The following is a 19,473-nucleotide window of genomic DNA, read 5'->3' on the forward strand; positions in this document are numbered from 1 at the left end:
GTGAACCAGCCCCACAGCCGGATTCGAAGCGATTTTCGGCTCAGCCGCCGGGCGTGTTCTCGGCTCGGCCGACGGTCCGGTCGTCCGTCAGTCCGCGAACCAGCATGGCGTACAACGCGATCACGGTGAACGGCGCCAGGATCGGCACCCAGGTGAGTCCGGTGGGCAGCACGGTCGCGGCCCCCGCCGCCACCGTGAACACCAGTGCGCCCGCCACCGACGGAATCGTCGTCGGCACCACGCCCACCGGAGCCGACACGGTCGCCGTGTTCAGCAGGTACGTGGTCGCGACCAGCCCGATGCCGCCCGCCACCAGCGCCCCGGTCCCGACCCAGGCCAGCGCCGCCATGGCCGCGAGCACGGCCAGCACCGCGCACACCCGCCAGCGCCAGCCGGCCACCGCCAGGATGATCACCGCTATCGCGGCCCACGGCAGCACGATGGCCACCGCGCCCGCCAGCAGCAGCCCGGACAGCACGGCGAGGAACTTGGTCATCGGCGAACCCTCACGGTGCGGCGGTGTTCGGGCAGCAGGCGCATGACCTGATCGAGGCGGGTGTCCTCGGGCCAGGGCACGATGTCGACGCCGACGGTGCCCATATCGCGGTACATGGAGGTGCGTTCCAGCTGCCACATGCGCGCGAGGGTGGAGTCCAGGCCATCGCCGAACGGCGTTCCGCGCAGCACGTCGACCACCACCACGACGTGGCCGCGCTTGCGCAGATCGATGAGGGCCAGGGCGAATTGGGTGTCGAGCAGCGTGGAGAAGGCGACGATGACCGCCCCGATGGGCACCGCGGCGTGCGGCGCCAGCGTGCCCTCGGTGAGGATGTGCTCGTCACCGACATCCAGCACGGCATCCACGATGCGATAGAACTGGCGGCGGCCGATATCCGGTCGCAGCCAGCGTGGAGTGCGGCCCAGGCACACGACCGCCGTGCGGTCGCCCGCCTGCAGCGCGGACTGGGCCACCTGGGCGGCGCCGCGCACCGACAGCTCCAGCGAGTCCGACGCGGGCCCGGGCGCCTGCATCGACGTGTCCACCAGCACAACCACATCCGCGGCCCGGTTGGTGAAGCGCTCGGTCACGAACAGCTGCCCGCGCCGCGCACTCACCGGCCAGTTCACGGTGCGCAGCTGATCCCCCGGCGTGTACGCGCGGATATCCGCGTACTCCACGCCCGGCCCGGCCCGCCGGGTGAGATGGGTGCCCATCCGTTCGGGAAGTTCGGTGCGCGGCAGGCGCATCCGCTGCGGATCGGTGATCGGATAGACGTACACCTCGCCCGCACGCAAGCGCACCGAGGCCACCGCCAGCCCGGCCGGGCTCAGCGCGGTCACCCGCATCGGCACCGGATATCGGCCCCAGCGCGGGGCCGACAGCGCCAGCCGCAGCCCGGCGGGCGCGGTCCCGGAGTCCACCGTCTCCTCGACATGGATCTCCATGCTCTGCAAGGGTTCCGGATGCAGCCGCAGCAGCGCGTGCCCGCGTTCCACGAACGCCGCGGCGGTCAGCACCACCTCTTCGGTCTCGAAGCAGCGCAGCACCCCCGCCCCGTCCACCTGGATGCGGGTGCGGGACTGCTGCAGCGGCGCGGTGGCCAGCACCCCGAGCATGGGCGCGGCGAACACCACCAGCTGCCACTTGCCCAGTACCAGCGCCAGCACCAGGGCGGGCACGGACACCGCGGCGAGCATGAACACCAACGGTGCGGGCCGCCAGCGCAATTCGGCCTCGACCGCCGTACTCGTGTCGCGATGCTTCATACGCGCCTCAGGCCTGGGTGGCGCGTGGGACCGGCAGGCGGCGCAGCAGTTCGGAGATCACGTCCTCGCCGCGGATGCGGCGGACCCACATCTCGGGGCGCAGCGTGATGCGATGGGCCATGGCCGGCACGGCGAGCGCCTTCACGTCCTCGGGGACCACGTAGTCGCGGCCGTGCAGCAGGGCCCGGGCGCGGGCCATCTGCACCAGGTCGAGTTCGGCGCGGGGGCTCGCGCCGACCTCCACCTGCGGATGCCCGCGGGTGGCCGAGGCGAGGGAGACGACGTAGCCCACCACATCCGGGTGCACCGTCACGAATTCCACCGACTGCCGCATCTCCAGCAGGCCGTCGGCATCCGCCACCTGCCCGATCTGGGCGGGTTGCGAGCCGCGTTCCAGGCGGCGGCGGATCATGTTCATCTCGTCGGTCTCCGACAGGTAGCCCAGCCGCAGCTGCATGGCGAAGCGGTCGAGCTGGGCCTCGGGCAGCGGGTAGGTGCCCTCGTACTCGATCGGGTTGTCGGTGGCGAAGACGACGAAAGGCTGTGGCAGCGGGAAGGTTTCGCCGTCGATGGAGACCTGCCCCTCGGCCATGGCCTCCAGCAGGGCGGCCTGGGTCTTGGGCGGGGTGCGGTTGACCTCGTCGGCCAGCAGCATATTGGTGAAGACCGGACCGCGCCGGAAACTGAAACGGCCCGAATGCATGTCGTAGATCGTCGACCCGATGAGGTCGGCGGGCAACAGGTCCGGGGTGAACTGCACGCGGGTGAAGTTCAGCCCGAGCGCGGTCGCGAAGGAGCGCGCGATGAGGGTCTTGCCCAGTCCGGGCAGGTCCTCGATCAGGATGTGGCCCCCGGACAGCACCGCGATCATGATCAGCTGCAGTTCGTCCCGTTTGCCGACCACGACCCGGGATACTTCACGCAGCACCGCGTCGGTGCGCTTGATGGTCACGTCCATCGGTGATGTCATCGCATGTCTCGCATCTCATCTCACATGTTCTGCAGTCGGCGCAGGATTTCGTCCAGGGCCTCGCGGCCGGGAGCCCGATTGACCTGATCGCGCAGCGCCGAGTTCGCCGGGTCCACCCAGCGCCACAGCTCGGGCCCGAACTGCAGCTGTCCCGCCACTTCCAGCGCCCGCCGGTTCTTGGCCATCCGGTGCCCGCTGGTCAGTTCGAATTCCTTGGCCAGCAGCGGCCGCAGGTGCCGATCCCACTCCGCGCGCGAGCCCTCGGAGCGGTCCGCCAGCATCTGGGCGCGCGCCTGCCAGCGGTGCAGCATCTCGACGGGACCGTTGTCGATATCGTTGTCGTCCGGTTCGGGCGGGGCGAGCCGGCGCGACCGCTCCACCAGCGACCACACCAGCAGTCCCAGCGCCGCAGCCACCGGAACGGCGGTGAGGGCGACCAGATGCTCGCGCTGATCGCCGAGAGCGAGCAGTTCGAACAGCAGGGCCAGCGCCACCGCACCCACCACGATCGCACTCCGATTCATGGCCGGACCCCCGTTCGGCCCCTCGGGATCCGCACTGCCACACCGTCTTTCATGCCGCCTGCCCCTGTAGATCGGCCAGCACGATGCGCAGCAGCTGCTCGGCGCGCATCCGCTGCCACTCCAGCATGGAGTGCGGGCTGAACCGCGCCTCCTCGAACAGGGCCACCAGTTCCCGCGCCGACGCGTCGTGCAGGAAGCCACGGTCGAAGGCTCGCGCCAGCACCTCGGACGGGGTGTCGGAGGCCAGCGGGGCGACCTCCCGCGCCGTCGCCAGACCGCGTTCCATGGCGACGTAGCAGGCGATGATGGCGGTGCGCGGGTCCTGCCCCGGCGCGATCATGGCCGCCAGGCCCATCTCGGCGACCTTGGCCAGTGAGACCGCCTCGGTGGCCGTGGGCTGTGGCAGGGGCGTGCGCTCCAGCGAGGGCCGGCGGTTCGAGCCCACCGCCACCACGACCAGGCCGGTCATGGCGATCAGCACCAGCACGCCGGCGGTGATGCCGACCAGCAGCAGCGCGGTGCCGGTGAGCGTGGGCTCGGGGACCGCCTCCTCCGGCGGTGCCACGGTCTCCTGTGGCTGCGGGGCGGTCCCAGTGGCGGACACGCTCGGCGGCGTCCCCACCTGGGTCTGCCGCGCCGGCGTCACCAGGTACACCGACAGCACCGCCGTCACGATCAGCGTGATGGCCGCGATCCCGACCAGCAGCAGGAGCCCGAGCCGGCGCAGGCCCGGCACGCGCACCGCGGACTCGCGGTCGGGTTCGGGCATGGCCAGCGGGAGGCGATGCTGGCTGTTGATCACACCCGCCACCAGAATCACCATCGAGACCAGCAGCAGCACCGGCATCAAGGCCAGTGACACCGCCGACGACGGATGTGGCGCGGCGGGTCCTCCGGTTCCCGGAATGTACCCGCGCAGTGCGACGACAGCCAGCATCACGAGCCCGATCAATGCGATCGCGCGTGCTGCCACCGTCCCCACCCCAGTCACGAATACTCCTAACCAGAGTCCAGCGGAATCAGGCACATAGTTACATGCCGAGCGGTCCGTCAGGACCAAAATCGTGAAGCTGGAGTCACATACCCGCCGCGCATAAATCCCCCACCTGCGCGGCATCCCGTGCCAGACCCGAAAACCCAGGTCATCCCGGTCGAGGCCGACCCTGCCGCCGCAACCCCACTTATCACCATCCGTGCACGATCCGGGCGACCCGGAGCGCAGATCAAGATCGCACGGCAGCGAGGGAGGCAGGCCGGTCTCGCGAGGCAGGAGAGCCGCTCGGCGCATTCGAGGCCGGAAGGCACCGGGCCGCACGCCGTGGCGCAGCAGCCCGGCGACGCGGGGAGACCGCGTGCCGGGCTGAGGGTCGACGGTCTGGGACCGTAGCGATCAGGCGGTGCGGCGGACGCGGGCGCGCAGGCGGGTCAGTGGCGAGGGCTGAGCCAGAGCGCTGGCCGGTTCGGCGATCGGCTCCCGGACAGCCGGTGCCGGATAGACGGTGCCGGCGGGCGCGCCGACGCGGCCGGCCACGGTGCGCGGCTCGACCAGGCGGCCGAGGGCGCGGAAGTCCCAGCCCGCCGCCAGCCAGGGCTCGGGGTCGAGGGTATTGCGGGCGTCGATGATGACCCGGCCGCGGGCGACCGTGCGCAGGAAACCCGGATCCAGTTCCCGAAATTCGCGCCACTCGGTCAGGTGCAGGACCACATCCGCCTCGTGCAGGGCGGCCGCCGGGGTGGCGGCGAACACCAGCTGCGGGGCGACGGCACGCGCCGGACCCGTTGCGGCGGGGTCGAATACGGTCACCTCGACGCCGGCCGCGCGCAGCTGCTGCGCGACATCGAGGGCGGGTGAATCGCGGACGTCGTCGGAGAGCGGCTTGAACGCCGCACCCAGCACCCCGACCCGGCCGCGCGGATGGTGACCGCCCAGCAGCTCCAGGGTCTCCCGCACCACGCGCTCGCGGCGACGCAGGTTGACCGCGTCGATGTCGCGCAGGAAGTCGACCGACTCCCCCGCACCGAGCTCGGTGGCGCGGGCGATCAGGGCGCGCACGTCCTTCGGCAGGCAGCCGCCGCCGTAGCCGAGGCCCGCGCCCAGGAACTTGCGGCCGATCCGGTCGTCGTGGCCCAGCGCATCGGCCAGCAGGGTCACGTCCGCGCCGGTGAGGTCGCACAGCTCGGCCATGGCATTGATGAACGAGATCTTGGTCGCCAGAAAGGCATTCGCGGAGACCTTGATCAGCTCGGCGGTCGGCAGGTTGGTGATCACCACCGGCGAGCCCGCGGCGATGGGCGTGGCGTACACCTGTCGCAGCGCCCACTCCGCGTCCGGCGTGGTGACACCGAAGACCAGCCGGTTCGGGTGCAGCGTGTCGTAGACCGCGTGCCCCTCGCGCAGGAACTCCGGGTTCCAGGCCAGATCGACCGAAATCCCTTCCGGCGCAAGCTCGGCGATGCGCGCGGTGAGCGCCTCGGCGGTGCCCACCGGCACCGTGGACTTGCCGACGATCAGGCAGTTGCGGGTCAGGTGCGGCACCAGCCCGTCCAGCGCGGTGTAGAGCTGCGACAGGTCGGCGGCCCCGTTCACCCCGGGCGGCGTTCCGACACAGAGGAAGTGGACGTCGGCGAACTCGGCGGCCTCGACCAGCGAGGTGCCGAAGCGCAGCCGCCCGCCCGACACGTGCCCGGCCAGCAGTTCCGGCAGTCCGGGCTCGTGGAAGGGCACCCGCCCGGCGGACAGCGCCGCGGCCTTGGCCGGGTTGTTGTCCACCCCGAGCACGTCGAAGCCGAGTTCGGCCATGCCCGCGGCATGGGTGGCGCCCAGGTATCCGGTGCCGATAACGGAGATGCGGAGCATCAGGATGCCTCCTTGGTGGCCGGGAACTCGCCCCGCGTGGAATCGGCCTGCAGAGTCGAATCCGCCTGCAGGCGTTCCGCGATCACCTCGCGGTAGTGACGGATGAGCAGATCGTTGACGGCCGTCCAGGACCGGTCGCGCACACTGCGCACCGCGGTCTGCGCGGTCTGCTCGTGCAGTCGCGGGTCCTCGACCAGGCGGCGCACCAGTTCGGTCATCGCCTCGGCGTCGCCGGGTGGATAGAGGAAACCCGCGCCGGGCGTGACCACGTCGATCGGGCCGCCCGACTTGGGCGCGACCACCGGCACACCGGAGGCCAGCGCCTCCTGCGCTGCCTGGCAATAGGTTTCGTGGCGGCCGGTGTGCACGAACACATCCAGCGACGCATAGGCCGCCGCGAGTTCCTCACCGTGCAGCACGCCGAGGAACTCCGCGTCCGGCAACAGCTTCCGCAGCCGCTTCTCCTCGGGGCCGCCGCCCACCACGACCAGCCGGACGCCCGGCAGCGGCCGCAGTGCGGCGAGCAGCTCGAGCTCCTTCTCCGGCGCGAGGCGCCCGATATAGCCGACCAGCGCTTCGCCATTGGGGGCCAGGCGCTTTCGCAGTTCCGCCGACCGCCGGAACGGGCCGAACTGCTGCAGGTCGACCCCGCGCGGCCAGCGGCCCAGTCCCGGAATGCCCATCAGCTCCAGCTGGCGCAGGCTGGCGGTGGAGGGCGCGAGGGTGCGGTCCACCCGCAGGTGGATGCGCCGGGTCAGCGCGGTCATGGCGCGGACGCCGCCGGGCAGGTCATAGCGCAGCGCGAAACCCACCAGATCGGTCTGATAGATGGCGACGGTCGGAATCCCGAGCTCGTTCGCGACCTTGGCCGCCTGATAGCCGAGCGTCGCCGGCGAGGCGATATGCACGACATCGGGCCGGAATTCGCGCATGATCTTGCGCAGCCGGCGGCGGGTCTCCAGCCCGATCCGGAAATCCCGGTAGAAGGGCAGCCGGGCTCCGCGCACCACGTGCACGCGGAACCCGGCGTACTTGCCGGGACCGGTCGGGGCCACCAGCGTGGCCTCGTGACCCTTGGCGGCCAGGTGATCCAGTACCCGGCGCACGGAGTTGGTGACGCCGTTGACCTGGGGAAGAAAGGACTCGGCGACGACCAGCACCCGCAGGCGGGCGCTTTTCCGGATATGGGGACTACTCGGTATGCTCGGGTTCCGCGGCGCGGAATCCCTTGCCTGCTCGCGGATTCGCATCGTTCCCCTCCGGTTCGGTGCTGCTCCTGACGCCACGGTAGGAAGCGGCCCGCAACGCCAGACCCCCTCCGCGTTGACGGCACGTGAACCGTGCACGTCGATCAAGTCGGCCAGTTCACCGGGGCTTCGCCGAACGGCTATCGAGACTCGAGGTTTGCCGGTTCGCGCAGCTCCGCGAGCCGGCTCAGGGTGCGGTAGAGATCGGGGACGCGCTCGATCGCCACCCTCGCCCCATTGCCGGCACCGCCCAGCTCCGCCAGCGGCACGTCGGCGAAGATCGACAGTTCCAGGTCGGCGTCGTAGAGCACGTCGACCAGGTTCACGAAGCGCATCACCCAGTCCGGCGGGACCGTCCCCATGGGCGGCACCGCGCACACCACCCAGCGGCGGACCTCACGGGTGAGCTCCAGGAAATCGGCCGCCGACACCGGGATACCGCACAGCTCCGCGAAATCGACAGTGAGCTCCCCGTTTTCCAGCGCGCGGGCGTGCAGCCGCCGATGCGCGACGGGCAGATCGACCGCGCCGATCATCGGGCAGGCCCCGACCACGTAGTGCCCGGCGGCGAAGCCGGTGTGCCGGCCCCCGAGCATGCGGTAGTCCTGCGGACCGTCTACCGCCACCACGTCCAGGTGCTCGAGGATCCGCTCGATGGTCGGCACGAACATGCCGTGCATGAGGGGGTTGGGCAGCAGGTCCCGCGGCGGATAGTTCGAAGTCACCACGAGGGTGACGCGCCGGGCGAACAGCGTGTCCAGCAGTCGTGTCACGAGCCGGGCATCGCCCGAATCGTGCACATGGAATTCGTCGAAGCAGATCAGATCCGCGTCGCCGAGCAGCGCGTCCACCGAGGCGTCGATATTCCCGTACTCGTGGATTCCGGCATTCAACTGCGCGAAGAAGGCGTGAAAGTGGTAGCGCCGCTTGCGATTCGAGGGCACCGATGCGAAGAAGCGGTTCATGAGCATGGTCTTGCCGCGCCCCGGACCGCCGTACAGGTACAGCCCGCGCGGCCGCCGCCACCTCCGGCCCACCCGCGCGGCAATGGCGGCCAGCTGCGCGGCGGCGTGGCGCTGGTCGGCATCGAGCACGATCTCCGGCGTTTCCATGACAACCTCCCCGCTTCCTCTACTTCTGTAGAGCTTCCTCTATAGTTGTAGAGGATCACGGAGCCGCAGAGGAGCAAAGGTGACCACCTCCACACCCGACCGGCGCACCCTCATCGTGGACAGCGCCATCGATCTCATTGCCACCCAAGGACTCCGGGCGCTCACCCACCGCGCCCTGGACACCGCGCTGGAACTCCCCGCAGGATCGACGTCCTACTACTTCCGCACCAAACGAGCCCTCCTGGAGGGCATCGTGGACCGCATCACCACCCGCTCCCGCACCGACTTCGCGACCGGGCAAGCGGACCTGGCGGCACCGACGGGAGCACCCGGAACCCTCACGGACAGCGCCCTGGACCGGCTGGCCGCCGGCATCGCGGGCTGGCTGGATCGTCTACTCGCGCAACGCCGCAACCATCTGATCGCCCGCCACGCCCTCATCATCGAACTGCTCGGCGATGCCGACATGCACGACAAACTCGCGAGCTCGCTCTTCTCGCACCGGCACGCCACCACCCTGTTCGAAACCCTCGGCGCATCCGACCCGGCCACTGCCGCAGCCGATTTCATCGCGGTCCTCGAGGGCCTGGTCTTCGACCGCTTCGCCGGCGCCCGCACCGGTCTCGCGCCGGGTACCGCGAAAAGCGTGAATCAGCTGGCGGCCGTATTGTCCGCCCAGTTCAGGGCCATCAGCTAGCGCGGTAGCGGATATCCCAGATGCGCATGTTCGGCCACGGCGGCTGCTTGACCAGGGCCAAGGTGCCGAGGGTCGCGGCGATCAGGCCGGTGAGGACACCGAGGGTCGCGATACGGGAGCCGTCCACGGCCGGCTCCCACTTGACCTCACCGTCGCGGACGACGAATACGCCGAGCGGCCGCGACCCGCGCCAGCCACTTACGGCCGCGACCGTAATGATCGTGGTCCCATCGGAAGTCTCGTACGGTTCCCCGTACACCGGCGCACTCCCCATCACCGGCAGCTCATTCAACCGTTCCCGCAAGGTCATCGCGATCCCTTTCCCCACAGATGAATTGCGCCCCAATCTACGCCCTCGCCGGTAACCGCCACCGAATCTTGCGTAGCCGCACCCCTTTCGAGGAACGCGACGCTATGTCCGGATACCTCGGGACAGCCCCCGCAACAGCACCGGCACCGACTTGGGTCGATCAGCAATCCAGAGCGGCGACCGTGCCGAATACCTGCTGAATATTGCTGGCACTAATGCCGGAGACATATCATGAGATATATGAAGACGATGATCGACCTCGATGACGAGGCTCTCGCCCTGGCCGCCAAGGAACTCGGAACCACCACGAAGAAGGACACGGTCAACGCCGCGCTCAAGTTCGTGGCCGAGCGCAGGCAACGCATCGAACAGATCCTCGACGACCCGTACAGCATCGGGATCGGCCCGGACATCGGCGATCCCGAGGTCATGCGCCGGGCCCGCCGTTGAACGAACCCACGCCGCTCCGACTGCACCTCATCGATACTTCGGCTGCCTCGCGGATCCGCGACGACGCCGTGCGCGCCGTGATCACCGGGCTGATCGCCAACCGAGCCGCAGCCACGTGCGTGACCGTTGATCTCGAAGCCGGATACTCGGGCCGCAATCTGGCCGATCTGCAGAAGATCGCGCAACGCCGCCGCGCCCTCTATGTGAACCTGCCTGTCAACGAGGCGATCGCTGATCGTGCTCGTGAGGTTCAGCAGTTGCTCGCTCGCCAGGGGCTGCATCGCTCAGCAGGGATCGTCGACCTCATGACCGCTGCCGTCGCCGAATTCCACGACGCGGTCGTCGTCCACTACGACGTGGACTTCGAGCACATCGCCGCAGTCACCCGGCAGCCCCATGTGTGGGTCGTGCCGAAAGGCACCATCGACTGATCACGGCCATCGGCTCGCGGATCAGCTGCACCGTTTGGCTTCGGAGGCGGTCTCGTCCAGCAATGAGTCCAGTGCCCGCGCGGTATCGGTGCCCGGCGCCGGGGTGTAGGCGATGAGGGCTCGTACCCCGGGATCGGCCGGAATATCGAGCAGTTCGTAATCCAGGTGCAGGTCGCCGACGAGCGGGTGGTGCACGATGTAGCGGCCGTATTGAAAGTCGCTGACCTCGTGCGTCTCCCAGTACTCCCGGAACTCGGGACTGCGCTCGTTCATGTCGCGCAGTATGGCCCGCAGTTCCGGGTCGTCGGGCCGGTGGCTGGCCTGCAGCCGCATATCCGCGGCGATGTGGCCCGCGACCACCGCCACATCGGCCGTGATCGCCCGGATGTGCGGGTCGAAGAAGATCAGATGCATCCACGTGCGTTCGGATTCGGGCAGTTCCGCGAAATCGATGCCGAATACCGCCACCGCGGCGGCGTTCCACCCCAGGATGTCGGTCCGATGCCCGACGATATACGCGGGCGCACGGGTCATGGAATCGAGTAATTGCTGCAGCCCGGGGCGCAGCGGTTCGCCCGCCCGGGAGAGCGAACGCGGTGGGCGCGCCAGATTGCGCAGGTGCCGTCGCTCGTCCTCGCTCAGCAGCAGCGCGGTGGCGATGGCATCGACGATCCCCTCCGAAACCGCCTCGGCCCGCCCCTGTTCCAGCCGCACGTAGTACTCGACACTGACCCCGGCCAGATGCGCGACCTCCTCGCGCCGCAACCCGGGCACCCGCCGCCGCCCCCACACCGGCAAGCCGATGTCCTCGGGCCGCAATCGCGCCCGGCGCGACCGAAGAAACTCGCCCATTTCAGACTTGTCGGACACCAGGCCGATTCTATGGATACCAAGCGGTTCCATGTGAAAGGCCCGGACGATCTCGGCGATCATCCGGGCCTTCGCGACTCGCTCAGTTGGCGGTGAGCACCAGACCCGAGGTCGGTACGCCGGTGCCGGCGGTGACCACGATGTTCTCCAGGCCCTGGACCTGATTCACGGAGGTGCCGCGGATCTGGCGGACGCCCTCGGCGATGCCGTTCATGCCGTGGATGTAGGCCTCGCCGAGCTGGCCGCCGTGGGTGTTCAGCGGCAGGCGGCCGCCGATCTCGATGGCGCCGTCGGCGATGAAGTCCTTCGCCTCGCCGCGGCCGCAGAAGCCGAGCTCCTCCAGCTGCATGAGGACGAAGGGGGTGAAGTGGTCGTAGAGGATGCCGGCCTGCATGTCCTCCGGCCGCAGCCCGCTCTGCGCCCACAGCTGGTCGCCGACCAGGCCCATTTCCGGCAGCCCGGTCATGGCGTCGCGGTAGTAGCTGGTCATGACGTACTGGTCGGCACCGGAACCCTGTGCGGCGCCGGCGATCAGCGCGGGCTTGTTGGGCAGATCCCTGGCCCGCTCGGCACTGGTGACCACGATGGCCACGCCGCCGTCGGTCTCCTGGCAGCAGTCCAGCAGGTGCAGCGGCTCCGCGATCCAGCGCGACGCCTGGTGCTCCTCGAGGGTGATGGGCTTGCCGTAGAAGTGCGCCGCCGGGTTCACGGCCGCGTGCTTGCGATCGGCGACGGCCACCCGGCCGAAATCCTCACTGCGCGCGCCGTATACGTGCATGTAGCGGCGCGCCACCATGGCCACCTGCGCGGCCGGGGTGCCCAGGCCGTGGGTGTAGGAGAACGCGTTGTCCACGCCGGAGGAGCTCGGGTTGCCGGTCGCGAGGTGAGTCGCGAACTGCCCGAAGCGGTTTCCGGAGCGCTCGTTGAAAGCCCGGTAGGCCACCACGACATCCGCGACACCGGTCGCGACCGCCATGGCCGCCTGCTGCACGGTCGCGGCGGCCGCGCCACCGCCGAAGGGGATGTTGCTGAAGAACTTCAGGGACGGGATACCGGCGGCGCGCGCCACGGCGGCCTGGGTATTGGTGTCCATGGTGAAGGTCGTCAGGCCGTCCACATCGGCGGGCGTGAGTCCCGCGTCGGCCAGGGCGGCGGTGACAGCCTCGGCGGCCAGGCGCAGTTCGCTGCGGCCGGAGTCCTTGGAGAAGTCGGTCGCGCCGATGCCGACGATGGCGGCGGTACGGCTCAGCCCACTCACTGTGCCTCCTGCAGGGAGATGACGGCTTTCGCCGTGATGTGGTCGCCGAGCGAGTCCTTGCCGACCACGTCGATGGTGATGTCCGCGCCGTCCACGGCCGCCACGGTGCCGCTCAGGGTGAGGGTGTCACCCGCGTAGAGCGGCACGCCCAGCCGCAGCGCGATCGACTTGACGATGGCCCGCGGCCCCGCCCAGTCCGTCACGAACCGCTGCACCAGACCGGTGTCGGTGAGGATGTTGACGAAGATGTCCTTGGACCCGCGCTCGACCGCCTTGTCGCGGTCGTGGTGCACGTCCTGGAAGTCCCGGGTGGCCAGCGCCGTCGAGACGATGAACGTGGTGTCGGCGTGAATCACCAACTCCGGCAACACGGTTCCGACCTGCACGGCCGAGAGCTCGACAGTGGTCATTTCACGGCCTCCCAGTAGGGCACGGTGTTGTCGTCGTCGAGCTTCAGGAAGCCCACCTCGACCGGCAGGCCGACCTCGACCTCGCCCGGCTCGATGCCGCGCAGCTCACCGAGCATGCGCACGCCCTCCTCCAGCTCGACCAGGGCGATCACGTACGGCAGCTGCCGTCCGGGCACCTTGGGCGCGTGGTGCACCACGAAGCTGAAGACGGTGCCGCGACCGGAGGCGACCACATAGTCGGTCTGCTCCGAGTGGTCCTTCCACAGCGCCGGAACCGGCGGGTGCTGCAGCGAGCCGTCGGGCCGCTGCTGGATCCGCAGCTCACCGAGTTTGATTCCGTCCCAGAAGAACTCGGTGTCCTTGGACACGGTCGGCCGCACGCGCTTGGCCAGATCTTCCGCGGACACCTCGCCGGATTCCTTGGGAGCGGCCGTCTTTCCGGTGCCGGGCGCGAACTTCAGCATGCGGAACTTCATCTCGGTGACCAGCTCGTCACCCACGTACCAGTTGGTGAGGTAGGTGGTGAACCAGCCCTCGCCGAGCCCGGTCCGCTTGGGGCCCACGATGTCGCCGATGCTGGACCGCACCGTAACCTGCTCGCCGAGCTGCAGGTAGCGGTGGTAGACCTGCTCGCAGTTGGTAGCGACCACCGAGGTGAAGCCGGCCGCGTCGAACAGGTCGTTGGTGCGGGTCATCGGGTCGTCGTCGGCGCGGACGCCGCCCAGTCCCAGCATGGTCCACACCTGCGCCATGGCGGGCGGGGCCACGATGCCGGGGTGCCCGGCCGCCTTGGCGGCGGCCTCGTCCACGTAGATCGGGTTGGCGTCGCCGAGGGCCTCGACCCAGTTGTTGATCATGGGCTGGTTGATCGGATCGCGCCCCGCGCGCGCCGCGGACTCACCGTCCGCCTTGATCTTCTCCAGGCCCTCGCGGATCTCGTCGGCCGTGAAACTCTTCGTCACGCTCTCTCCTCTGCGATCTAGCGCGGAACCCGCGGCAGGCGCAGGCCCATCTGGGCCATCGGGCACAGTGCGCATGATCTCGTCCGCCTGGGGTACGTCTTCTCCACGGTTGGGTGGCTCCTATCTGGGGACCCTGGGCAGGCGCAGGCCCATCTGGGCGATCAGCTCGCGCATGATCTCGTTGACGCCACCGCCGAAGGTCACCACCAGGTTCTGCTTGGTCCGCTTGTCCAGCCAGACCAGCAGTTCCGCGGTGGCCGGGTCGGCGGGATCGCCGAAGCGGCCCACGATCTCCTCGGCCAGGCGGCCCGCCTGCTGCAGCGCCTCGGTGGAGAACACCTTGGTCGCCGAGGCATCGGCGATGACATCGCGCTGGTCGGCGTCGGGGCGTTCCATATTGGAGGCCACCTGCCAGTTCAGCAGCTCGTTCAGCCGCGTCATGGCGTGCAGGCGGCCCAGCGAGCGCCGCACGTCGGCCTCGCCGAGCACGCCCTGGGCCTGCGCCCAGTCGTGCACCCGGTGGTAGAGCTGCTCGATCTTGCCGGACGGGCCCAGGCTCACCCGCTCGTGATTGAGCTGGGTGGTGATCAGCTTCCAGCCGCCGTTCTCCTCGCCGACCATCATGTTCGCGGGGACGCGGACATTGTCGAAGTAGGTGGCGTTGGTGTGGTGCGCGCCGTCGGCGGTGATGATCGGCGTCCACGAGTAGCCCGGATCCCTGGTGTCCACGATCAGGATCGTGATGCCCCTGTGCCGGGACTCCGCGGAACCGGTGCGGCAGGCCAGCCAGACGTAGTCGGCCTCGTGCGCACCGGTGGTGAAGATCTTCTGCCCGTTGACGATCCAGTCGCCGTCGGCGTCGCGCACCGCGGAGGTGCGCAGCGCGGCCAGGTCGGTGCCGGCGTCCGGCTCGGAGTAGCCGATGGCGAAATGTACGTCGCCGGTGAGGATTCCGGGCAGGAACTTCTGCTTCTGCTCCTCGGTGCCGAACGACTGCAGCGCCGGGCCGACGGTCAGCAGCGTGACCAGCGGCACCGGCACGTCGGCGCGGACCGCCTCGTTGTAGAAGATCTGCTGTTCCAGCGGCCCGAAGCCCTGCCCGCCGTACTCCTTGGGCCAGCCGACGCCGAGCTTGCCGTCGCGGCCCATGCGCTTGACCACCGCGCGGTAGGCGTCACCGTGCCGGTTCACCAGCATCTCGGCCTCCTCTTCGGGAGTCACGAGACCGGTGAAGTACGTGCGCAGTTCGTCGCGCAGCTTGCGCTGCTCCGCGGTCAGTTCGATGAACATCTGGCTCCCAAACGGTCCAGCCGGAACGATTCGCCGCCGAGCCAGCGGGCGATGTCCTTGGCCTGTGAGTAGTAGCGGTGCAGCGGATGGGTGATATCCACCCCGAGACCACCGTGCAGGTGGTGGCACTTCTGCATGGCCGCGGGCAGTTCCGCTGCCACCGTGTACGCCAGCACGTCGAGATCGTCGTCGATGCGCTCCAGGTGCTCGGCGCCCTGTTCGTCCTGAGCCAGCGCCCAGGTCGCCGAGCAGGCGGCCGCGTGCAGCGTCCGCGAGGCCACGTAGACATCCGCGATCTGCTGTGCGACCGCCTGGAATTCGGCCAGCGGGCGGCCGAACTGCTGACGGGTGCGCACGTGCTCGGCGGTCAGTGAGACCACGCCGGCGAGCAGGCCGTCGGCCACCGCGCCGAGGCTCGCCAGCGCGAACCGGTGCAGTTCGGTGAGCCCGCCGGGCAGCAGCTGCTCGGCCGGGATCACGACCTGGTCGAACTGGAGCGAAAACTCCGGCACGCCATCGGAAGTCGGGCTCGCGGTGCGGGTGATGCCCGCGGCGTCACCGTCCACCACGGCGATGCCGCTGTCGGTGGGCACCAGGATCCAGCGTGCGGTGTCGGCGTAGGGCACCGCCACCTTGCGGCCGGTGACCCGCACTGTGGCGCCGTCGGTCACCGCGGTGGTCTCCGGCTTCACCGTGAACGGCGAGCCGGGCTCGTGCAGGGCGGCGGTCAGCACCGCGCCCTCGGCCACGGCCGGAAACACCTTTTCCGCCAAGGCATCCGGCAGGCCGATCGCCTTCAGCGGCAGCACGCCGAAGCCGAGGGTGACCAGTGCGGGCGCCTGCGCGGCGGCGCGGGCCAGCTCGGTGAGCATGGCCCCGACCTCGAGCAGGCCCATATCGTCGCCGCCGAAGCGTTCGGGCAGCGGCACGGCCAGCAGGCCGCTGCCCGCGATGATCGGCCACAGCGCGACATCACGCGCGCTGTCGCGTTCCAGCAAACTTACGACAACCTCGGCGACAGCGTCCTGGCTCTCGTCCCTGGTGAAGTCCAATGCAATGCTCCCGGTTCAGGTGTGGACTAGCCGTGCGACTCGCGGGGCAATCCGAGGATCCGTTCACCGGCGACGGTCAACAGGATCTGCTCGGTACCGCCGGCAATCGACAAACAGCGTGTGAGCAGGAATTCTTTCACCGCGTCGGTTTCCAGAGCGCCCGCCGCACCAGACAGTTCGACGGCGAATTCCGCTACCGCCTGCCGGTGTCTCACACCGACCAGTTTGCGCACGCTGCTCTGCGCGGCAGGGTCCCCGCCGGACAGCAGCTTCTGCGCCGCACGAGCTTCCAACAATGTTCCGGCAACCGATTCCGCGACGAGCCCGCCGAGCCGGTCCGCGACCAGCTCCGCGCCCGGGCCCGAGGCCGGCGCGGCGGCGATCAATGCCTCCAGCTCGTCCCCGATTCCCTTGCCGCCCATGGCGACCCGCTCGGCCGACAGGGTGGAGCGGGCGATCTTCCAGCCATTGCCGAGTTCACCGACCAGGCAGTCGTCCGGCACGAAGACGTCGTCGAGGAACACCTCGTTGAAGCGCGCCTCACCGGTGATCTCCACCAGCGGCCGGATATCCAGCCCCGCGCTCTTCATATCGACCAGGAAGTAGCTGATGCCCTTGTGCTTCGGCGCGGAGGCGTCGGTGCGCGCCAGGCAGATGCCCCAGGTGGCGCGATCCGCCAGCGAGGTCCACACTTTCTGGCCGCGCAGCTTCCAGCCGCCCTCGACCCGTTCGGCCACCGTGCGCAGCGCTGCCAGGTCAGACCCGGCGCCCGGCTCGGAGAACAGCTGGCACCAGATGACCTCACCGGTCAGCGTCGGCATGGCGTAGCGCTCGATCTGCTCGGGGGTGCCCCACTGCAGCAGGGTCGGGATCGCCCAGTTGGCAATCGCGATGTCCGGCAGCGCGATACCCGCCTGGCGGATCTGGTCGTCGAGGCGCGTGCGCAGCAGGGGTCCGGCGCCGCGACCGTAGGGCGCGGGCCAGTGCGAGGCCAGCAGTCCGGCCTCGGCCAGCGCCACCCGCTGCTCCGGCTCCGGCAGCGCCGCGATCTTGGCCAGGTCCGCCGCCAGCACGGCCGCCTCGGCGGCATCCAGACCGGCTGTCTCCCAGTCGGATCCGGGCTCGCCGTCGGCGCCCAGGTCGACGCCGACCGTGCGGCGCATGCCGGCCAGGGTCAGCTCGGCGACCCGGGCCCGCCAGCGCGCGGTGCCGCCCAGCAGCTGCCGCAGCGCGGTGGCCCGGCGCAGATACAGATGCGCGTCGTGCTCCCAGGTGAAACCGATTCCGCCCAGAACCTGAATGCAATCCTTGGCATTCTCCACCGCGGCATCCAGCGACATGGACAGGGCGACGGCGGCGGCCAGCTGCAGTTCCGCGCTACCGCTGTCCGCCGCGGCGGCCGCATCGGCGGCGACGGCGCGAATCTGTTCGGCCCGGCACAGCATCCACGCGCAAATGTGTTTGACCGCTTGGAATTCGCCGATCTTGCGCCCGAATTGTTCGCGCACCTTCGCATATTCGGTGGCGGTCTCCAGGCACCAGCCCGCGATGCCCGCGGCCTCGGCGGCGACCAGTGTGGCGGCCAGGTCCAGCACGGAGAAGCCGGGCTCGAACAGGCGATCAGCGGCCACGGCGACGTCCGCGCACACCACGCGTGCCACCGGCACGGTCTTGTCGATGCCGGCCAGCGGCTCCACGGTCAGCCCGGCGGCGTCGGCGTCGATCAGCGCCCACAGGTGACGATCACCGTCGCGCACCGGGACCAGCACCGCCGTACCCGGTGCGGCGCCCGGAACCGAGTCCCACTCACCGGACACCGAGGCGCCCGATTCGCCCACGGATATTGCGATTTCGCCCGCGAGCGCGACGCCGCATGGCGTAATCTCGTCGAGCGCCTCGCCGGCGACGAGTCCCGCCAACGCCGTCGAGAGCACCGGTCCGCCGACCAGGTCATGTGCCGCCTGCTCCACCAGCACGGCCAGATCCCCGACGGTCCCACCCGCGCCCCCGGCCTCCTCCGGCACCGCGACCCGGAAAATTCCGAGATCGGCCAGGCGCGGCCAGTACTCGCGCCAGAAATCGGGCGCGCCGGAACGCAGTTCCGTCTGTGCTCTGGAACGCATTGTTGCAATCGGGCGCACGGCGGTTGCCCATCCGCGCATCGACTCCTGGACGGCTTTATGCTCGTCAGTGGTGGCTATGGTCACACTCCATACCGCCTTTCCGGCGTGACTTCAGCTCCTAGAACATGTTCTAATGTTCGAGCCGGGCCGAAGTCAAGCGCCGTCCCGGACGCGGTACGAACTCGTGCCCAGTCGACGCTGGGTGAGATGAACCGAACGATTCGTGCAGGAAAGGACTCTCAACCGATGGCCAGTCCCTCCCGATCGCAGGCCGCCGACGGGGTGCCCGGTGGACGCACCGCGCCCGTCACCACCCTCAGCGAGGAGGATCTGAGCTCGGCGGCGCAGCGCGACCGACGCAAGCGCATCCTCGACGCCACGCTCGCGCTGGCATCCAAGGGTGGCTACGACGCGGTCCAGATGCGAGCGGTCGCCGAACGCGCGGATGTCGCCGTCGGCACGCTCTACCGGTACTTCCCGTCCAAGGTGCACCTGCTGGTGTCCGCCCTGGCCCGGGAATTCGAGCAGTTCGAGGGCCGGCGCAAGCCGCTCGCCGGCGCCACCCCGCAGGAGCGCATGCACCTGCTGCTCACCCAGGTCACCCGGGCCATGCAGCGCGACCCGCTGCTCACCGAGGCCATGACCCGCGCCTTCATGTTCGCCGACGCCTCCGCGGCCGCCGAGGTCGATCGGGTCGGCAAGGTGATGGACCGGTTCTTCGCCCGTGCCCTCTCCGACGAGGTTCCCAGCGACCGCCAGCTCGCCATCGCCCGCGTCATCTCCGATGTGTGGCTGTCGAATCTGGTTGCGTGGCTGACCCGCCGCGCCTCGGCCACCGATGTGACCGAGCGCCTGGAGCTCACCGTCGATCTGCTCATCGGCAGCGGCAGCGGCAACGAATAGCACGAACGCACACTTGCGTTCGCTCGATGCGCAACGGGCTGCCCGGTCCGGAGAACCGGGCAGCCCGTTGCGCGTTTGCTGGAACCCCGCTGGTCAGCCCAGGTGAACGCAGAGCAACCCGCGCGTGTCTCACAAAAAGCGTGAACGACCCGGAAGTGTCTTGTAAACGCTATGTATCACCGCACACACGAGTGAGCAATCAAGACCCAGTAGCATCACTCGCGCCCTGAAAAATCTCCT

General features: G+C 69.4%; 20 protein-coding genes. 4 read left to right on the top strand and 16 right to left on the bottom strand.

Annotation, left to right across the window (positions count from 1 at the left end):
- Positions 1 to 40: 40 nt before the first annotated feature.
- From ACFXIV_RS06720 to zapE, 8 genes are all read right to left on the bottom strand, one after another.
- Positions 41 to 496: a hypothetical protein gene (locus ACFXIV_RS06720; RefSeq protein WP_379398197.1), complete on the bottom strand. Its 456-nt coding sequence runs from the start codon at positions 494 to 496 to the stop codon at positions 41 to 43.
- Positions 493 to 1,767, bottom strand: a complete 1,275-nt coding sequence (locus ACFXIV_RS06725; protein WP_379383207.1) for a DUF58 domain-containing protein — start codon at positions 1,765 to 1,767, stop codon at positions 493 to 495. Before ACFXIV_RS06725 ends, ACFXIV_RS06720 begins: the two co-directional genes overlap by 4 nt.
- Before the next feature lie 7 nt (positions 1,768 to 1,774).
- Positions 1,775 to 2,737 carry an AAA family ATPase gene (locus ACFXIV_RS06730; RefSeq protein WP_379398199.1) on the bottom strand — a complete coding sequence of 321 codons (963 nt, stop codon included), beginning with the start codon at positions 2,735 to 2,737 and terminating at the stop codon, positions 1,775 to 1,777.
- Between the two features lie 20 nt (positions 2,738 to 2,757).
- Positions 2,758 to 3,261: a hypothetical protein gene (locus tag ACFXIV_RS06735; RefSeq protein WP_379398201.1), complete on the bottom strand. Its 504-nt coding sequence runs from the start codon at positions 3,259 to 3,261 to the stop codon at positions 2,758 to 2,760.
- A gap of 49 nt (positions 3,262 to 3,310) precedes the next feature.
- Positions 3,311 to 4,252 (bottom strand): DUF4129 domain-containing protein, encoded by a 942-nt coding sequence (locus ACFXIV_RS06740; RefSeq protein WP_379398203.1) that lies wholly within the window; start codon positions 4,250 to 4,252, stop codon positions 3,311 to 3,313.
- A 399-nt stretch (positions 4,253 to 4,651) separates the two neighbouring features.
- On the bottom strand, positions 4,652 to 6,118 hold the full coding sequence (locus ACFXIV_RS06745) for a UDP-glucose dehydrogenase family protein (protein ID WP_379398205.1): 1,467 nt from the start codon (positions 6,116 to 6,118) through the stop codon (positions 4,652 to 4,654).
- Complete coding sequence (locus tag ACFXIV_RS06750; RefSeq protein WP_379398266.1) at positions 6,118 to 7,284, bottom strand: glycosyltransferase family 4 protein; 1,167 nt, start codon at positions 7,282 to 7,284, stop codon at positions 6,118 to 6,120. The genes ACFXIV_RS06745 and ACFXIV_RS06750 overlap by 1 nt, the downstream gene beginning before the upstream one ends.
- A 221-nt stretch (positions 7,285 to 7,505) precedes the next feature.
- Entirely contained in the window at positions 7,506 to 8,477 is a 972-nt protein-coding gene (gene zapE / locus ACFXIV_RS06755; protein WP_379398207.1) for a cell division protein ZapE, read from the bottom strand.
- Between the two features lie 79 nt (positions 8,478 to 8,556).
- On the opposite strand from zapE, the gene ACFXIV_RS06760 reads away from it, so the two are divergent.
- A complete protein-coding gene (locus ACFXIV_RS06760) occupies positions 8,557 to 9,174 on the top strand; it encodes a TetR/AcrR family transcriptional regulator (protein ID WP_379398209.1) in 618 nt (205 codons plus the stop codon).
- Here ACFXIV_RS06760 and ACFXIV_RS06765 read toward each other — a convergent pair.
- Positions 9,167 to 9,484, bottom strand: a complete 318-nt coding sequence (locus ACFXIV_RS06765; protein ID WP_379398211.1) for a hypothetical protein — start codon at positions 9,482 to 9,484, stop codon at positions 9,167 to 9,169. The two genes, ACFXIV_RS06760 and ACFXIV_RS06765, sit on opposite strands and share 8 nt — an antisense overlap.
- A gap of 231 nt (positions 9,485 to 9,715) precedes the next feature.
- Here ACFXIV_RS06765 and ACFXIV_RS06770 point away from each other — a divergent pair, with 231 nt between their 5' ends.
- Entirely contained in the window at positions 9,716 to 9,934 is a 219-nt protein-coding gene (locus tag ACFXIV_RS06770) for a type II toxin-antitoxin system VapB family antitoxin (protein ID WP_379383220.1), read from the top strand.
- Entirely contained in the window at positions 9,931 to 10,365 is a 435-nt protein-coding gene (locus ACFXIV_RS06775; protein WP_379398213.1) for a PIN domain-containing protein, read from the top strand. The genes ACFXIV_RS06770 and ACFXIV_RS06775 overlap by 4 nt, the downstream gene beginning before the upstream one ends.
- A gap of 21 nt (positions 10,366 to 10,386) precedes the next feature.
- Here the strand turns inward: ACFXIV_RS06775 and ACFXIV_RS06780 are convergent, their stop codons facing one another.
- The 7 genes from ACFXIV_RS06780 to ACFXIV_RS06810 all read right to left on the bottom strand — a co-directional run bounded on the left by ACFXIV_RS06780 (position 10,387) and on the right by ACFXIV_RS06810 (position 18,414).
- Positions 10,387 to 11,235, bottom strand: coding sequence for a helix-turn-helix transcriptional regulator (locus ACFXIV_RS06780; RefSeq protein ID WP_379398215.1), 849 nt, complete (start codon positions 11,233 to 11,235; stop codon positions 10,387 to 10,389).
- Between the two features lie 82 nt (positions 11,236 to 11,317).
- Positions 11,318 to 12,493, bottom strand: a complete 1,176-nt coding sequence (locus ACFXIV_RS06785; RefSeq protein ID WP_379398217.1) for a lipid-transfer protein — start codon at positions 12,491 to 12,493, stop codon at positions 11,318 to 11,320.
- Positions 12,490 to 12,903 carry a MaoC family dehydratase gene (locus tag ACFXIV_RS06790; RefSeq protein ID WP_364606405.1) on the bottom strand — a complete coding sequence of 138 codons (414 nt, stop codon included), beginning with the start codon at positions 12,901 to 12,903 and terminating at the stop codon, positions 12,490 to 12,492. The genes ACFXIV_RS06785 and ACFXIV_RS06790 overlap by 4 nt, the downstream gene beginning before the upstream one ends.
- Positions 12,900 to 13,865, bottom strand: a complete 966-nt coding sequence (locus ACFXIV_RS06795) for a bifunctional MaoC family dehydratase N-terminal/OB-fold nucleic acid binding domain-containing protein (RefSeq protein ID WP_379398219.1) — start codon at positions 13,863 to 13,865, stop codon at positions 12,900 to 12,902. The genes ACFXIV_RS06790 and ACFXIV_RS06795 overlap by 4 nt, the downstream gene beginning before the upstream one ends.
- A 120-nt stretch (positions 13,866 to 13,985) precedes the next feature.
- On the bottom strand, positions 13,986 to 15,155 hold the full coding sequence (locus ACFXIV_RS06800) for an acyl-CoA dehydrogenase family protein (protein ID WP_379398221.1): 1,170 nt from the start codon (positions 15,153 to 15,155) through the stop codon (positions 13,986 to 13,988).
- Positions 15,140 to 16,207 carry an acyl-CoA dehydrogenase family protein gene (locus ACFXIV_RS06805; protein WP_379398223.1) on the bottom strand — a complete coding sequence of 356 codons (1,068 nt, stop codon included), beginning with the start codon at positions 16,205 to 16,207 and terminating at the stop codon, positions 15,140 to 15,142. Before ACFXIV_RS06805 ends, ACFXIV_RS06800 begins: the two co-directional genes overlap by 16 nt.
- A 26-nt stretch (positions 16,208 to 16,233) precedes the next feature.
- Positions 16,234 to 18,414: an acyl-CoA dehydrogenase family protein gene (locus ACFXIV_RS06810; protein WP_379398225.1), complete on the bottom strand. Its 2,181-nt coding sequence runs from the start codon at positions 18,412 to 18,414 to the stop codon at positions 16,234 to 16,236.
- A gap of 162 nt (positions 18,415 to 18,576) precedes the next feature.
- Between ACFXIV_RS06810 and kstR the strand changes: the two genes are divergently transcribed.
- On the top strand, positions 18,577 to 19,233 hold the full coding sequence (gene kstR, locus ACFXIV_RS06815; RefSeq protein WP_379398227.1) for a cholesterol catabolism transcriptional regulator KstR: 657 nt from the start codon (positions 18,577 to 18,579) through the stop codon (positions 19,231 to 19,233).
- Positions 19,234 to 19,473: the final 240 nt, after the last annotated feature.

Source organism: Nocardia sp. NPDC059236 (assembly GCF_042754085.1).
In the GTDB taxonomy this organism is placed as follows: domain Bacteria; phylum Actinomycetota; class Actinomycetes; order Mycobacteriales; family Mycobacteriaceae; genus Nocardia.

Bases quoted from the DNA above. Each gene is read 5' to 3' on its own strand.
- ACFXIV_RS06720 (WP_379398197.1), bottom strand. From the start codon at position 496: ATGACCAAGTTCCTCGCCGTGCTGTCCGGGCTGCTGCTGGCGGGCGCG.
- ACFXIV_RS06725 (WP_379383207.1), bottom strand. From the start codon at position 1,767: ATGAAGCATCGCGACACGAGTACGGCGGTCGAGGCCGAATTGCGCTGG.
- ACFXIV_RS06730 (WP_379398199.1), bottom strand. From the start codon at position 2,737: ATGACATCACCGATGGACGTGACCATCAAGCGCACCGACGCGGTGCTG.
- ACFXIV_RS06735 (WP_379398201.1), bottom strand. From the start codon at position 3,261: ATGAATCGGAGTGCGATCGTGGTGGGTGCGGTGGCGCTGGCCCTGCTG.
- ACFXIV_RS06745 (WP_379398205.1), bottom strand. From the start codon at position 6,118: ATGCTCCGCATCTCCGTTATCGGCACCGGATACCTGGGCGCCACCCAT.
- zapE (WP_379398207.1), bottom strand. From the start codon at position 8,477: ATGGAAACGCCGGAGATCGTGCTCGATGCCGACCAGCGCCACGCCGCC.
- ACFXIV_RS06765 (WP_379398211.1), bottom strand. From the start codon at position 9,484: ATGACCTTGCGGGAACGGTTGAATGAGCTGCCGGTGATGGGGAGTGCG.
- ACFXIV_RS06770 (WP_379383220.1), top strand. From the start codon at position 9,716: ATGAGATATATGAAGACGATGATCGACCTCGATGACGAGGCTCTCGCC.
- ACFXIV_RS06790 (WP_364606405.1), bottom strand. From the start codon at position 12,903: ATGACCACTGTCGAGCTCTCGGCCGTGCAGGTCGGAACCGTGTTGCCG.
- ACFXIV_RS06800 (WP_379398221.1), bottom strand. From the start codon at position 15,155: ATGTTCATCGAACTGACCGCGGAGCAGCGCAAGCTGCGCGACGAACTG.
- kstR (WP_379398227.1), top strand. From the start codon at position 18,577: ATGGCCAGTCCCTCCCGATCGCAGGCCGCCGACGGGGTGCCCGGTGGA.